Raw genomic sequence first — 13,956 nt, forward strand, 5'->3', positions numbered from 1 at the left:
ATACGGTATTTATGGTATCGCTTAAGGAAAGGTCGGCAATTTGCCGACCTTTTTTTATTGCAAAGCCCTAGTCTTCTTTGGTTTCATCCTATTATGTCCATTGTTAAATCAAAGATTCGTACCATTCCAGATTATCCAAAACCAGGAATTCTTTTTCGCGATATTACTTCCCTTCTCATCGATCCAGAAGGTTTCCAACTCACGATTGGAATGTTTGTAGAACGATACCAAAATGCTAAATTGAATAAAATCGCGGCCATTGATGCGAGGGGATTTATTCCCGGTGCCGCTCTAGCCTTCCAGCTTGGTGTAGGATTTGTTCCTATCCGTAAAAAAGGGAAATTGCCTGGGACAACGATTTCTGAATCATATGCTTTGGAATACGGAGTAGACCACGTAGAAATTCATACAGATGCAATTAGTCCTGGCGATAGAGTTTTAATTATGGACGATTTGATCGCAACAGGCGGGACTTTAGAAGCATCCATCAAACTCATTCAAAACCTAAAAGGTGTGATACATGAATGTTCCACAATCATCAACTTGCCAGACTTAGGTGGAGCTAAACGAATTAAAGATACTTACGGGATTGACGTTTTTTCAATTTGTGAATTTGAAGGACACTGATCCATAAAAGTAAACTAATAGATTTTTAATAAAAAGAGTTTTGGTTAGGTTACAGACTTCCAGTCAGAACTCTTTGTTTTATCCACTCGGATACTTACCTCATTGCCGAGAAAATTCCATCGTACCACAAACAGTTTTTTTAAAATATGAATTCCCCTTCCCCCAGTGACTAACTTCCGATCCGATTCTGTAGGACTGGGAACAAGACGTGGATTAAATCCCTTACCACTATCAATCACATAAACGTCTATGTACTGACGCGATTCAAATACATGTACGGTAATAATATCGTCTTCCCGTTTGCCTCCGTGTTCTAAGGCATTGTCTAAGGTTTCATCAACAAGAATCTGAAACCAAAAACTATCCATAATTTGGCGCCAATTCCTTTTGTCATACAAACCCCAAAGTTTCTCTTTGATGAGCCTTGAATGCGATCTTGTTGCAAGGATTTGATCTTCAAAAATTTTAGTGGATCTTTCGAAAAGAAAGGAAAACGGATGAGTCAAATAATTTTCTGTAAAAGAATAATGAAACAAAAAGACAACAAAACAAGAAAGGAACAATAAATTTAGGAAAAGAAAAAAATGTAAAAAATATTTAGTCGTTAATGGTATCCAGATTGGGAAAAAACAAAGAACTATAAAGAAAATACAGGTGAGAAAAGTAACAAAATAAATATACTCCATAAATTTTTGTATAGCAGGAAAGTTATACTGAAGTTTGGCAATGATTAGATATGCAAATGCTAAAAAAGCCAACACATAATAAGTGTTATAATAGTACTTCAATAAAATTAAACTAGCTTTTGGGTATACTTCGTTTAGAAGCCCCAAATCTATAAATAATAGCATAATCCCCATTCCTAAAACGAAGGAACAAATTACGACCAAACGAGAAAAATTGCGAAAGAATGTTGGGAATTGTAAGCCAAAATACAGTAGAATAAAAGATTCCAATACAAGATAGGTAGAAATCGAGTGGGGTTCGTTTAAGATTCGGTTTTCTAAGAACAAAGTGTCGCCAAGTATTGTCAAATCACCAAAACAGAAAAAAGCGGTAAGTATTGAAAAACTTGTTTTCATTCTTGTCCGAGGATTCTTTCTAAAAGAAACAATGCCGGCAATTAGTGAAAAAAAGGCAGTAACTCCGAATATAATGGATTCAAACAAACTCATGCAAAAACAGAAAAAAATTCTCCACTACCCGTCTCTCTTTGCGAGTACTATTTTATTTTTTATCAGTTTATTCCTAAGCCCATTGCAAAGCGAAGAATCCAGACAATCTATTGACGAAATCAGGAAATCTGTAGTCCAAATCCGAGTGTTTTCACAAGCCAAAGACCCCTACTCCCCTTGGATGTCATCTGGGATTTCCGCATCGACCGGATCTGGTTTTTTAATTTCCAAAAACCGCATTCTTACCAATGCCCATGTTGTTTCCAATGCAAAATTTATGGAAGCTCAAAGAAACAACCAAACGGAATGGTTCGAATTAAAAGTCTTATTTATAGCGCATGATTGTGATTTGGCGCTACTGGAAGTTCCCGATCCAGAATTTTATAATGATAGTAATTTCTTAGAGCTTGGAACTTTACCAGAACTTGCAAGTCCAGTAGACATCGTTGGTTACCCCATTGGTGGAAACAAAATATCTGTTAGCCGGGGAATTGTATCACGTATTGAACAATCAACCTATGCACATTCCCAAATTGATAGTCATTTGGTAGTACAGGTGGATGCTGCCATCAATCCAGGGAATTCGGGTGGTCCAGCCCTCCAAAACGGAAAGGTTGTCGGAGTTGCTTTCCAAGCATCCACCAAAGGAGAAAATATCGGCTACATTATTCCGACGGCAGTGATACACCATTTTCTAAAGGATATTGAAGATGGAATCTATCATGGTTATGTTGAGTTAGGGATCCAAACACAACCTTCATTTTCAGACTCTCATAGACAATTCTACGGAATCCCTAACGACGAGGAAGGAGTATTTGTCACAAAGGTATTAAACCAAGGATCTGCCGATGGGTATTTAAAACCTGGAGATTATTTAATAGCCATTGACGGACGTAAAATCGGCAGGAATGGAAATCTACTAGAATCAAATTCTATAGATTTTTTGGAAGTCGTGGATAATAAATTTGCGGGAGAAGAGATCCAATTTGATCTGATTCGCGATAAAAAAAAGATAAAGGTTAAATTTCCTGCCAAAAAAATGCCACAAATGGAAAACCAAAGAGCAAGATATGGAGTTAATTACGATTATCTTGTGTTTGGCGGTCTAGTATTTCAGACTGTGAATAGAGATTTACTAGAAACATGGAGTAAAAATGGACAAACCCAAGGAGGAAGTCTCCTTGTATATCGATTTTATGATGTTACCGCTCTTTCTAATGGACAAACAGAAGATGTTGTATTGTATCGAAAGTTACCACATCCAATCAATTCCAACTCCGATTTTTATTTGAATATGGTAGTAGAGTCTTTAAACGGGATTCAGGTTAAAAATCTAATTCACTTAAAAGAACTTGTGGAATCTTCTAAAGAAAAAACCTTACGAATCCAATTTTACGGGATCCAATTACCAATGATATTGGATCGCGAGGAAGCAATACGTGCTGATCTTGAAATTAAAAAAATATACCACCTAACAGGAAACTGATCCTATGTTGTTTTTAAATCGAAAATCTACCTTTGCTTTTATACTTTTGCTTATTTTTACAGGATATTTACAAGGGAAAACAATTCCTGTTGCCCCAACCGATAACTCCATTCTCCAAGTAAAAATAACGGTTCAATATCCCCATTTCATTCAACCTTGGAGATTAAAAAATCCCGAGGTTCGCCAATCCACTGGGATTTATATCGGTGAGAATAGAGTTTTAATCCCCGCACAGGCGATTTATTTTTATACGAGTATTGAAATTAAAAAACCTGATTCTCTTAAAGTTTCTACTGCAGAACTAGAGCGACTTGATCCTGATCTTGGGCTTGCCATTTTAAAACTGAGTGAACCCAATGCTTCGAAAGATCTCAAAGCAGTTACATTCCCTAGTGAGATTTTTTTACCGGGGACTGGTCTTGTGATGGAAAGTAAAGACCAAAGAAGTTTGGAAGAGAAAAAGATAAGAATGATTCGTTTAGATATGGATTCTTATTCTAGCGGTTATATCGAACTTCCTTACATCGAAGTACAATCGGAAGACAAACTAGATGGCGTGGGCGAACTGATCGTAGACGCAACCGCAAGAATTCCTCAAGGTATTTTGTACCAATTCAAAGAAACTGGTACTGGCAAAGTGATTCCTTCTTTTTCAATAAAACATTTTATCGAAGGTAAATCATTTCCATTCAAAGGTTTTCGTTTTAAACCGCTCATCGATAGTGCTACAAGAAATTATTATGGATTAAGAAAAGATGATCTTGGTGTTCTCATTGCTGAGGTTTACCCAGGATCTTCTGCTGAGGGGATTCTGCAATTAGAGGATATTTTACTCGAAGTCGCCAATTTTAAAATAGATCCTAAAGGATATTTTGATCACCCCAAGTTTGGTAAACTCAATCTATCTTATTTGTTCCATAATACAAATGATAACGAGTCTTTTTTTGGAAAAAAAATTAAACTAAAAGTATTTAGAAACAAAAAGCCAATTTCATTCGAATTGGAATTAAAACCATTACAAGAATCTTCGATCCGCATTCCTTATGGAAATTCCAGATTTCAAACTCCCAAATATCTAATGTTAGCCGGGATTATTTTCCAAGAACTGTCAGAACAATACCTAACGGAACACGGAAATCAATGGAGAAATCGCGTCAGCAAAGAACTTCTTTATCTGAATGATTTTTACCGTATCAAAAGAAATAATAACGAGGGGAAAATTGTGTTTTTATCCCAAGTTTTGCCACTTTCAGGAAACAAAGCATACCATAGTGCGCATCAAATCATCTTAAAGACGATGAATGGGACACCAATCCAATCTTTGGATCAATTGCAAAACTTAGTAAAAGAGTCAAACTCACCTTATATTCATTTTGTGATGAACGATGGCTTTGAAATGATTTTTAAAAAAGAAGAAATTCAAAAACTAAATGCAGAAGCAAAACAAAGTTTCCAAATCCAGAAGGATTCTAATTTTTAGAATCCAACTTGGTAATGTAACTGCCTCGAAATTAGTAAAACTTTCACAAGAAACAGAACTAGAATCAAAAGAGTAAATAAGATATATTCTTGTTTTCTGATGGTCTTATCTTCATTGAGTAATAACAATAAAATGGGTATTGATAAGGTAAACATTCTCGATACATTTTCATACACAGACCAAAAATGATAGTACCCTGCCGTTCCCACCATAAACATAATTAACGAAAATGAAATACGGAACTCCCAACCTTTTCGGATTTTCCCTGTAAATGGCAAAAACAAACCTAAAAAGAATAATATGACTAACGGAAATCTTGATAATAAACGAGCGAGATCTTTCCAATGGGATCCACTTCCTACCAACCTCCAAATAGACTCCATATAAGATATCAAACCTTCAAATGGCAAAATGAAATCAGTGAGTCTACCTGGTCTCCAATTGGGGAAACGATACGCTAAATATAAATGCCAACAAACGGGGATAATAAGAACAGATCCCACTACTAACATTCGTCTCCAATCTTTACGAAATAAAGCTGCTAGTCCCAAAGGAAATAATAAAAACAATGCAGGTTCCTTCGTTAAAATAGCCAAACTAGAAAGCACCACAAATGGGATATAATTCTCTTTTACATAATAGTAATATGCAATGATTAAGATAGAAACCATTACAGAATCACTCACAAGTACATAATAACTTCCCAAAGCAAACGGACTTAAAAGATATAAAATGGCAAATGGTTTAGTTTCTTCATCCAAAAGTTTACGTAAGTAAAAATAGGAAAGTAATATAAGAGAAATATTCCAGAAATACATACCAAAAATGGCAGATGTTTTTCCCAAAAGGCCAAAAAAAGCAACTAACAAAGGATAACCGATTCTTGGCGCTCGGTAAGATTCATCAAAACCTTTTGGCCAATTCAAATTAAACTCAGAAAGAGGACGCGAAAAATAATAAAAAATCTGACCGTCATAACCGGCCCCCAAATCCCCTGGTTCTCCTTTGAATAAAATGGCTTTTTCAGGAGTTTCTTTCTGATTTTGTAAGGCAAACTCATATCCAAAATTCACCATAGAACTCGGGTTCCATTCATATTTTTTCCAATAACCTAAAGTGGAAATTCCCCAAATCAGAAAAAAAGAAAATACCGTTAACCATTGTTTGGAATTTAAAAATAAAAAAATTGGGGATAAACGTTTCAAAATCATAAATTAACTCCAAATTAAGGATGAGATTGTGCCAACATAGGTTCTAAGGACTGTAAAAAAATCGAATTATAAAAATGAGCACCTTCGTATGTTAAATGGTGTGGGTCAAAAAAGTATCTGACATCACGCACGGCCTCCGTATGGTCAATGAGTGTTTGACCCCTACTTTCTAAATGTTTTTTCAAATTTGTTTTCCAATCCTTTCTCCATTGCGAATCTTTATAAAACTGGAACTCAATTGGATTTTCTGGACTGAGGATCAATACAAATGGAATCCTGCTTTGATAAAAATAATCGGAGATTTGCAGAATGCGATTGAATTCCAACCAAGGTTCAAAAGTCACTGAATTAACGTTTTTTTTGGCTTCGCGGACAAAATGTAAGCGCCAAAGTTCATTTCTCGAACCCGAATCTCTTATCATACGTTCATAATAATCTTCCGTAAAGTCTTCGGTTGTCATTGTCACCAAACGAGTGTCATCCCAATAACTTCCACGAGAATAAGAACGGTTGTTTACATCCGAAGTTTTACAAAAAAAATGAGACAGGCGAATGCCCACCGATTCATCTTTTCCATATCGAATGAGATTTACTTCCTTTGCAGTAGATAATTCTGATAACACTTGGATTTTAACTACAGACCAATCCAGAGAATGATCGATCAAATCAGTCCAAACTAAATCATTCCATCCTGATCGATCAAAAGTTTTTTCCAATTCTAAAATATGTTGTTTGCGAGTTAGAGAATCGTTATCTAAGTAAAAGCTAAATTTTAATTTAGTTTTTGGCTTTTGAGTGAAAATAGATTCTTTGGTTTTTTTTTCTGAACAAACTAGTGTTGCTGACTGTTTAGTCCATCCCTTTGACCAAATTCCTTCCCTAGGTTTTTCCCCTTGGTAGAGATGATACTTCCTTCCACTTCGGAAATGATTATCAATATAAACTTCAATAGGATCCCAGAAAAAAACTCTAAATCTACTGACATAAAATAGTGATTTCGTTGCGAGTTTGGAAATTGTTTTTCTAGGTAATTCTTTCCAATGATCTTTTAAATAGGCAGTAGGATAAATTGTTTTTGCCGGATAACGATCACCAAATTCTCGAACCCATTTTGACTCATCAAATAAAAATTTACCGTCTTTCGGTTCTAAATATTCCCACTGCAAGTCGGCAAAATTATGCAAATAAACAACTAAGTCCGGATGAGAATTTAATAAATTTTCTTTATAATAATAAAGATCCGTTGGTGCCATTGCTACATGAGAAAAAAAAGAAAACTTTGTTTTAGAATTTTCTTTTTGATTTAGCTCATCAGGCAAAACAGAATACAAAGCAACCGAGCTTCCCGTAATGATAGTTCTGTGTTTTTCCTTCGTAGATTGTAATTCTTTTGTTTTATGTATGAAATTATACCAAGGAGAGGAATCCCATTCCGTCTCATTGGGGAACAAAAAAAATATTTCAAAAAAGAAAACACTATCTAAAAGAAATGTTCCACCTAACAAACTACAGGCAACAAGTAAAACTTTCCATTTCAAACCGAAATGGGATTTGTTTACGGGTATTGTGGGATCAGTTTCCATTTTCGTAACAAAAGTTTTTTTGCAAATTGGATGGCAAGTTTCAATACCTTACGGTTAAAACTACTATTAGAAAAAATATATCGTATTGGCAGTTCTTTTATTGATCCGTCATTATTCGCTACAATAGAGAGTGCTTCCATATGAAAATCAAACGCCACAGACTCTAATGGATAAGCTGCGATTTTTTGAAACATAGGTTTGGAATACCTTCTGTAGCCGCTTGTACAATCTCGCAAATTCGCTCCGAAAAGATTGAAGATTCCTTTGGATAAACAATAATTCATTACCTTGGCAGCAAACCAGGAAATAAACTTTCGATACAAAGGGACATTTACAGTCGAAGTCCTGGAACCAATGACTAAGTCACATTCAGGAAAGGATTGAAATTCTTTCAAATAACCAGCATCATGCGAAAGACCGGCATCCATTGTAATTACCCAATCGTAGCCTTTTTCCACAGCATATTTCATGCCGTCTTGAATTCCTCTTGGAATATGAGTATTTTTTTCATGACGGATCACATGAAGCCTTTGGCCAAACTCTTTCTGGAGATTGGCCAAAATGACAGGAGTAGCATCTTTACTAGCATCATCAGTGACAGAAACATCTGCATAAACAATCGCACCCCGTACCACCTCTTCTATCGTTGCGGCTTCATTGTATGCAGGGATGACAACCAGTGTGTTATTGGACATTCTATTTCCCAGAGATGTTGAATACTTCTTTGTTTGCTTCAATCCATTTGAGAAGGCGAGTGACCCCTTCTTTTGGAAGAATCTTAGGATTGAATCCGAATTTTTTTGCTTCTGTGATATCGCAAATAAAATAACGCATGTCACCTGGTCTTTCTACTTCAAAAAGGATCTCTTGTTTTTTACCGAGAATTTCACCAATGAGGCTAATACAGTCCAATAGTGATATTTTGTGAGGGCTTGCACCACCAATATTATAAACACCAGGGATTGGATTTTTAAAAAATTCTAAATAGGATTTAGCACCATCTTCAGCGTGTAAAATATCTCGCGTTTGTTTCCCCGTTCCAAAAATACGAAGTGGTAGCCCAAATACAGAACGAATCGCAAAATTTGCTACCCAACCGTGATCTTCTCCACCGAACTGACGTTCGCCGTAAATACCTGTAAACCGGAAACTCGCAGCTTTTACACCGTACATATCAGTATAAGAACGTACATAGTGTTCAGCACTCATTTTCGAAGCATGGAGAGGGGAAATTTGACCGACCATCGTTGGTTGGGTCACAGGAATTTCTACTGGGTTTCTTTCGTATGAAGTTTTTCCTTCCGTCAAACTATCATTAATTGAGTTTCCATAAACATGAATCGAAGAAGTATTTACAACAGGAATTTTGTGTTTCCGTGCTGCTTCCATTACATTAAAAGTTCCAATTACATTGGTTGAAAAATCAAGTTCTGGATCTTCCCAAGAAATGGTCATAGCGGGTTGCGCAGCAGTATGAATGATATAATCACAATCAGTAGAACGATCCATCAAATGTTCTAAATTTCGAATGTCACCTTTTACCATTGTGACACCGATTGACTTTAGATAATTCCAATTATAATCCCGAGTGGCGTCTGTTCCATAACCAGTTCGTTTTAATTCATACTTTGTCATGTTGTCAAAACTAACAACATCCCAACCTTCTTTACGAAATAATTCACAAACATGGGATCCTAAAAATCCACAGCCGCCTGTTACCAATACTTTATTCGCCATCGCGATCTTCTCCTAGGTAAAACTTTTTAGATAAAATTAATTTCAAAATGTGGATAGAATCAGAAATCATATCACGTAATCTGTATTCCACCTGACCCACTGGCTTGAAATAAGACACCGGAATTTCAATGCAACGCATATGTGACCTTACAATATCGATCATCAGTTCTACAATGAACTTACGATCTTCCACCACTAGCTGCGGTTTCACTCGTTCATAAGACTCCCGCCAAACAGAAAAAAACTGGCAATCCACATCGGTAAACCTTGGTTCTTGTCCCCACCAAAATACTTCCACTAATTTACCCATAAGTAAATTCACCAAACGATAAAGTGGTTTTAGGTTAGAACCTTGTTCGATCATCTGTCTTGTGGTGCGAGTTCCAATTACCATATCCGAATCTTTCATGTATTCGAGTAGTTTAGGAAAATCTTTAGACCTGAATGATCCATCGGGAGAAACTACAACAATGATATCACCAGTAGCGTATTCGATTCCCCTTCTCACTTGTTCACCAAGCCTTGTAGGATCTCCATCACCAGGGAAGGTGTAGGTTTTTACTTTTTCTTTTTTACTAAGTGCTAAAGTTTCGTCAGTAGATTCGTTATCGATAACAATGATTTCATTAAATTTGTCTTTAAAATCAACAATCACATCCGTGATAGATCTTTCATTGTTGTTTGTTGGTATCACCAAACTGGTTTTAAATTTATGAAACAAGTCATTTCTTACCTCATAAACCGCATGGTAATAGTCCTGCATGGAGTTGATGTTGAAGTAATCGCAACTAAGCATGGTAGCATAGACTCCACCTTTGGATTCCTTTGCCATCTTATCGATAACATCTGTTATCTCTATTACTCCCGATTTTGGAGATGCTGGTGTTTTTTTAAAAAACTCAAAATACTCTGGAGTAAAAAAATAACTGCCTAAACCCAAAAGTTCATTGGGTGGGTTTTCTGGTTTTTCTACTAAATTTAGTATTTTATCATTCTCTAATACTACGGAATAATTTTTACGAATTCTGGAAAGTAAGGATGTTTTTACAACCCCTATGGATGCGGCCATTTGTGGGTGTTTTTTTAATACTTTTAAAAAGATTTCATGATCGGTTCGGTAATAAAATTCATCACCTAAAATGGTTAAAAAGGGTTCATGAATCGTTTTCTCAAGACTTGCTACATCGGAAGCCAAACCTTTTTCTGTCCAATTCACAGGTTCGATCACAACTTTGGGAAGTGCCAAACGAATATGATCAATTTCAGCAATGATTTGTTCTTTGAGATGACCCACCAAAACATAAACCTTTTCTATCCCGAAGGTTTTGACCATTAATTCCACATTGCGGTGGAGGATGGACTTCCCTTCGATGACGAAGAGTGGTTTTGGAATGAAGCTGGTTCGGGGATATGCTCGGGTTCCTTTTCCGGCAGCCGCAATGACCCCAATTCTGATCTTTTTCAATGTAAAAGGAAAGTCCCTGAAACGGACTAGTGGGTCAATTAGAAAAGGTTCGTTTCCATCGGTAGAATTGCAATCCATCTCCAGTTTTATAACCTTGGAACGGTTCCCAACGCAGCTTAGAAGGATTCCAGGTCCATTCCGGGTCCTTTCCACCGAGTCCATTCAAATGGAAGCCCCAAATCCCCTCTGTCGACATTTCACTGGCTTCAAACCGAACTGCCACCGGATTTCCCACCGATTGGTTCAATACATAAGGCAAAACAACCTCTTTTTTGGTTCCGAGTAAGGATTCCGAAAGGAAGAATTTTCCCGAAGACAACAAACCCAAACGAAATTCCAAATGGTCACAATCAAATCTACGCAGGAGAGCCATTTTTTTACCCCAAACCTCAGTCGCCCGGATTTGACAAGCCTCAGGGACAAGAAGGGTTTCATCCCCTACCTTCGTGATTTTTCCTACAAATAGAACTTCTTCCCAACCACGGGAATTTTGAAAGCGAAGTTCCTGTGCGTTATAAAAAGACTTTCCCTTTTCTGTAAAAATTTCTATCCCTAGTATTAGGTATCCATTCTCTGTTGGTAGTCGTTCAGAAAAGTACAATCCATCCAACGACTTTGAATCGTTTGGAATCGTCCAAAAGAAGATCAGGGTAAAAAAACTTAATTTCAGAAATTTATGCATTTAAAACGACTGATTCTTATCCCTCTCATTTTCATAACATCATTCACTTTTTATTGCAATCCGCTAAATTCCAAAAAGGAAAAAAATGACGATCTCATCCTGCTACTGGGTTTGTATTCATTACTTGGGGGAAGTTGTTTTACCGGACCTGATCTTTGGGCCAGGGATTTGGTTTCACAAAGCAGCGTTTGTGTTCCTGTCGAATTAGTGGGAGAAGGAACTAATGTAGTAGTTTATAAAGAAAGATCTTTATCCGTTAACTATGATTTAGCAAAGTTCGCGAAAGATTTTGATACAATCACTTATCCCAAATTAATTACTACATTTGGGACACCAAGTGATGTGGATGGGAACGGAAAAGTGAAAATCCTTGTTATGGACATCAAGGACGGAGCTACAGCAAACAGTGCTTATGTGGCAGGCTATTATGATCCAGTAAACTTTTTTCCAGACAATTTTTTATCCCCCATTCGATCCAATTATGCAGAAGTTTTGTATTTAGATGGGAAAGAACTAATTGCAGCACTTAGTCGCGATCCTAATGCTTTTGCTTCTACGGCGGCTCATGAATTCCAACACTTGTTGCGATATCCAAGAATGCGAGCAGCAAATCAAACCGATGAACTTTGGATCAATGAAGGAACTAGCGAAGTTGCAAGCGATATTGCAGGTTATGGGCCTCAAACAAGTCGACTGGATTGTTATTCGGGCGTAAACGACTCAAGGTGTACTGATGGAATCAATGGAGTTTCTCTATTAGATTGGGACAATAATAGCTCCAATGTATTAAAACAATATTCATTTGCTTATGTTTTTATGCGTTATTTATATGATAGCTCTGGAACAACAGAATCAGAAAGACAGTCCTTCTTTCGCAACTCAGTGATTGGCATTGGAGGCATTCGAGCTAATTCTACAGGAAGTTTGATGAGTTTATTTCGAAATTCCGCCAATTTTAATTCTACCTTACTCGGTTCTCAAAACTCAGAAGTTTTTTTTCGAATCTATGCCTTACTCGTAACTCAGAGTTTTGGACTTACAAACAATCTTTCCTCTGTGGAATATGTAAATGCCGATGGAGCTAGTGCCACTCCCGTTGATTTGTCTTCTGTTTCAGGAAATTACCTTTTGGCAAACAGCCCCTCACTTTCAAGAATCATCACAAATCCCATAGTGCCAACTATCAATCGTTCGTCGATAAAACAAGGTGCCACAAACTTTTATACTACAGCGTGGGGAACTCCGACCATACCGGGAAGTACAAGAAAAAACTATGGGCGAGTGACTGGAGCGGGAAATAAAGGAGTCTTTTTTTGGGCAGACTCCCCTTCAGGATTCAATGCAAGTACAAAATATGTTTCAACCAATACAGAAGGAACGAGTCAATCCGTACCTAAAAAACCGAGATCACTCAAATCGGTTATTGAAGAGACACCCCATTCGGGGCCAACTCCCATTTGCGGAATTGAATTTATAAACGATTCGGCTCGTACGTTCGAAAGTATTCCAATAGAATAGAACGCATCAAACTCCTGTAACAATCTTTTGCTACGTGACCTCCGTCTGCGAACGCATTACACGAATAAGATGGATCATTTTTTAATTTTAGAAGAGGAAAATTATAATTCTTAGTGAGATTATCGATTTCATTTTCCCATGTTTTTACTAATTTTTCTTTTTCTATTAGTGCTTCAAAGTCTGGAGAAGAAAGGGGCCATACAATAATTGTTTTTATTTTTTCAGATTGTAAACGATTTAGAATTTTTTCATAAAATCCAAACTGCATGGGGCTACGAACATAGGAAGCAAACAACCAATCCAAAGTTCTATGACTAGTCATTTGTAAGGAATTAGAGTCCTTCTCCATATAATTATCAACTGGAGATAAACCATTACCATTGTGGCTGAGAATATAATCATAAGTATCCTTATGCATCGAAAAAGCGTTTTCTAAAAATGGATTTTTATAATTTCTCCACATCTGATCCAGATATGGTTTATAAGTACCTACAGCAAAAAGTTTGCGACCAAGATAAAAGGAAACATGGTCTTTTCCAAACAAACTGATATTAGAAAGGACGTAAGGTAAATCAAAACTATAAGTTAGATTTGAGCTCTTAAATACAGAATTCTGGTTAAACTGATTTGGGTCAGTCTCCATAATGACTAAATCTGGTTTGATCCCTGCATCCAAAACTTTAGTTAGTTGGAAATCATAATAAGCTGGTGTTGTTACCGCCGATGACAAATTATAAATCTCCCAATCCGGGTAAAAAGAAACAAGTTCGTCGTGATCAAAATAAAGAAGGCGAGATGACCCCAAAATCAACATGATTTTTTTCGATTTGGAAGAGTGAACCCCTGGTTTTTCGGTGGTTAGTTTTTTTAAGAAATCTGACTTGGCTTTATAGTTAACGGCAGTTAGATCAATTTTGGTAATTGTCTGAACATAGGGAATCCGAAATATCGAATCCACCAAAAACAAAAACAATAAAAGGATAACCGGGTAA

Annotated in this window: 12 protein-coding genes; 4 read left to right on the top strand and 8 right to left on the bottom strand. The window is 36.6% G+C overall.

Annotated features, from left to right (window positions below; genetic code table 11):
- The first annotated feature begins 93 nt into the window (after positions 1–93).
- Complete coding sequence (locus ND811_RS09995; RefSeq protein WP_100744998.1) at positions 94–627, top strand: adenine phosphoribosyltransferase; 534 nt, start codon at positions 94–96, stop codon at positions 625–627.
- A gap of 44 nt (positions 628–671) precedes the next feature.
- Here ND811_RS09995 and ND811_RS10000 read toward each other — a convergent pair whose 3' ends face one another.
- Positions 672–1,709, bottom strand: coding sequence for an ATP-binding protein (locus ND811_RS10000; protein WP_265351848.1), 1,038 nt, complete (start codon positions 1,707–1,709; stop codon positions 672–674).
- Between the two features lie 31 nt (positions 1,710–1,740).
- Here ND811_RS10000 and ND811_RS10005 point away from each other — a divergent pair, with 31 nt between their 5' ends.
- A complete protein-coding gene (locus ND811_RS10005; RefSeq protein WP_265351847.1) occupies positions 1,741–3,288 on the top strand; it encodes a S1C family serine protease in 1,548 nt (515 codons plus the stop codon).
- A gap of 4 nt (positions 3,289–3,292) precedes the next feature.
- Positions 3,293–4,768, top strand: coding sequence for a PDZ domain-containing protein (locus ND811_RS10010; protein ID WP_265351846.1), 1,476 nt, complete (start codon positions 3,293–3,295; stop codon positions 4,766–4,768).
- On the opposite strand, the gene ND811_RS10015 is transcribed toward ND811_RS10010, so the two are convergent.
- The 6 genes from ND811_RS10015 to ND811_RS10040 are packed head-to-tail and all read right to left on the bottom strand — an operon-like array spanning position 4,765 to position 11,446.
- Positions 4,765–5,979 carry an AZOBR_p60025 family cell surface glycopolymer formation protein gene (locus ND811_RS10015; protein WP_265351845.1) on the bottom strand — a complete coding sequence of 405 codons (1,215 nt, stop codon included), beginning with the start codon at positions 5,977–5,979 and terminating at the stop codon, positions 4,765–4,767. The two genes, ND811_RS10010 and ND811_RS10015, sit on opposite strands and share 4 nt — an antisense overlap.
- 14 nt (positions 5,980–5,993) lie before the next feature.
- Positions 5,994–7,562: a hypothetical protein gene (locus ND811_RS10020; protein WP_265351844.1), complete on the bottom strand. Its 1,569-nt coding sequence runs from the start codon at positions 7,560–7,562 to the stop codon at positions 5,994–5,996.
- On the bottom strand, positions 7,535–8,257 hold the full coding sequence (locus ND811_RS10025; RefSeq protein WP_265351843.1) for a glycosyltransferase family 2 protein: 723 nt from the start codon (positions 8,255–8,257) through the stop codon (positions 7,535–7,537). The genes ND811_RS10020 and ND811_RS10025 overlap by 28 nt, the downstream gene beginning before the upstream one ends.
- A 1-nt stretch (position 8,258) precedes the next feature.
- The gene (locus ND811_RS10030) at positions 8,259–9,299 is read right to left on the bottom strand and encodes an NAD-dependent epimerase/dehydratase family protein (RefSeq protein ID WP_265351842.1); all 1,041 of its coding nucleotides are present in this window, start codon (positions 9,297–9,299) and stop codon (positions 8,259–8,261) included.
- Complete coding sequence (locus ND811_RS10035) at positions 9,289–10,764, bottom strand: nucleotidyltransferase family protein (protein WP_265351841.1); 1,476 nt, start codon at positions 10,762–10,764, stop codon at positions 9,289–9,291. The genes ND811_RS10030 and ND811_RS10035 overlap by 11 nt, the downstream gene beginning before the upstream one ends.
- Before the next feature lie 34 nt (positions 10,765–10,798).
- Positions 10,799–11,446 carry a hypothetical protein gene (locus tag ND811_RS10040; protein WP_265351840.1) on the bottom strand — a complete coding sequence of 216 codons (648 nt, stop codon included), beginning with the start codon at positions 11,444–11,446 and terminating at the stop codon, positions 10,799–10,801.
- On the opposite strand from ND811_RS10040, the gene ND811_RS10045 reads away from it, so the two are divergent.
- The gene (locus tag ND811_RS10045; protein WP_265351839.1) at positions 11,441–12,964 is read left to right on the top strand and encodes a peptidase MA family protein; all 1,524 of its coding nucleotides are present in this window, start codon (positions 11,441–11,443) and stop codon (positions 12,962–12,964) included. The genes ND811_RS10040 and ND811_RS10045 overlap by 6 nt on opposite strands.
- Here ND811_RS10045 and ND811_RS10050 read toward each other — a convergent pair.
- Entirely contained in the window at positions 12,918–13,937 is a 1,020-nt protein-coding gene (locus tag ND811_RS10050; protein WP_265351838.1) for a DUF1574 domain-containing protein, read from the bottom strand. The two genes, ND811_RS10045 and ND811_RS10050, sit on opposite strands and share 47 nt — an antisense overlap.
- Positions 13,938–13,956 lie beyond the last annotated feature (19 nt).

This window comes from Leptospira soteropolitanensis, from assembly GCF_026151655.1.
Classification (GTDB): domain Bacteria; phylum Spirochaetota; class Leptospiria; order Leptospirales; family Leptospiraceae; genus Leptospira_A; species Leptospira_A soteropolitanensis.

Bases quoted from the DNA above. Each gene is read 5' to 3' on its own strand.
- ND811_RS10010 (WP_265351846.1), top strand. From the start codon at position 3,293: ATGTTGTTTTTAAATCGAAAATCTACCTTTGCTTTTATACTTTTGCTT.
- ND811_RS10015 (WP_265351845.1), bottom strand. From the start codon at position 5,979: ATGATTTTGAAACGTTTATCCCCAATTTTTTTATTTTTAAATTCCAAA.
- ND811_RS10045 (WP_265351839.1), top strand. From the start codon at position 11,441: ATGCATTTAAAACGACTGATTCTTATCCCTCTCATTTTCATAACATCA.
- ND811_RS10005 (WP_265351847.1), top strand. From the start codon at position 1,741: ATGCCGGCAATTAGTGAAAAAAAGGCAGTAACTCCGAATATAATGGAT.
- ND811_RS10000 (WP_265351848.1), bottom strand. From the start codon at position 1,709: ATGAAAACAAGTTTTTCAATACTTACCGCTTTTTTCTGTTTTGGTGAT.
- ND811_RS09995 (WP_100744998.1), top strand. From the start codon at position 94: ATGTCCATTGTTAAATCAAAGATTCGTACCATTCCAGATTATCCAAAA.
- ND811_RS10025 (WP_265351843.1), bottom strand. From the start codon at position 8,257: ATGTCCAATAACACACTGGTTGTCATCCCTGCATACAATGAAGCCGCA.
- ND811_RS10040 (WP_265351840.1), bottom strand. From the start codon at position 11,446: ATGCATAAATTTCTGAAATTAAGTTTTTTTACCCTGATCTTCTTTTGG.
- ND811_RS10020 (WP_265351844.1), bottom strand. From the start codon at position 7,562: ATGGAAACTGATCCCACAATACCCGTAAACAAATCCCATTTCGGTTTG.
- ND811_RS10030 (WP_265351842.1), bottom strand. From the start codon at position 9,299: ATGGCGAATAAAGTATTGGTAACAGGCGGCTGTGGATTTTTAGGATCC.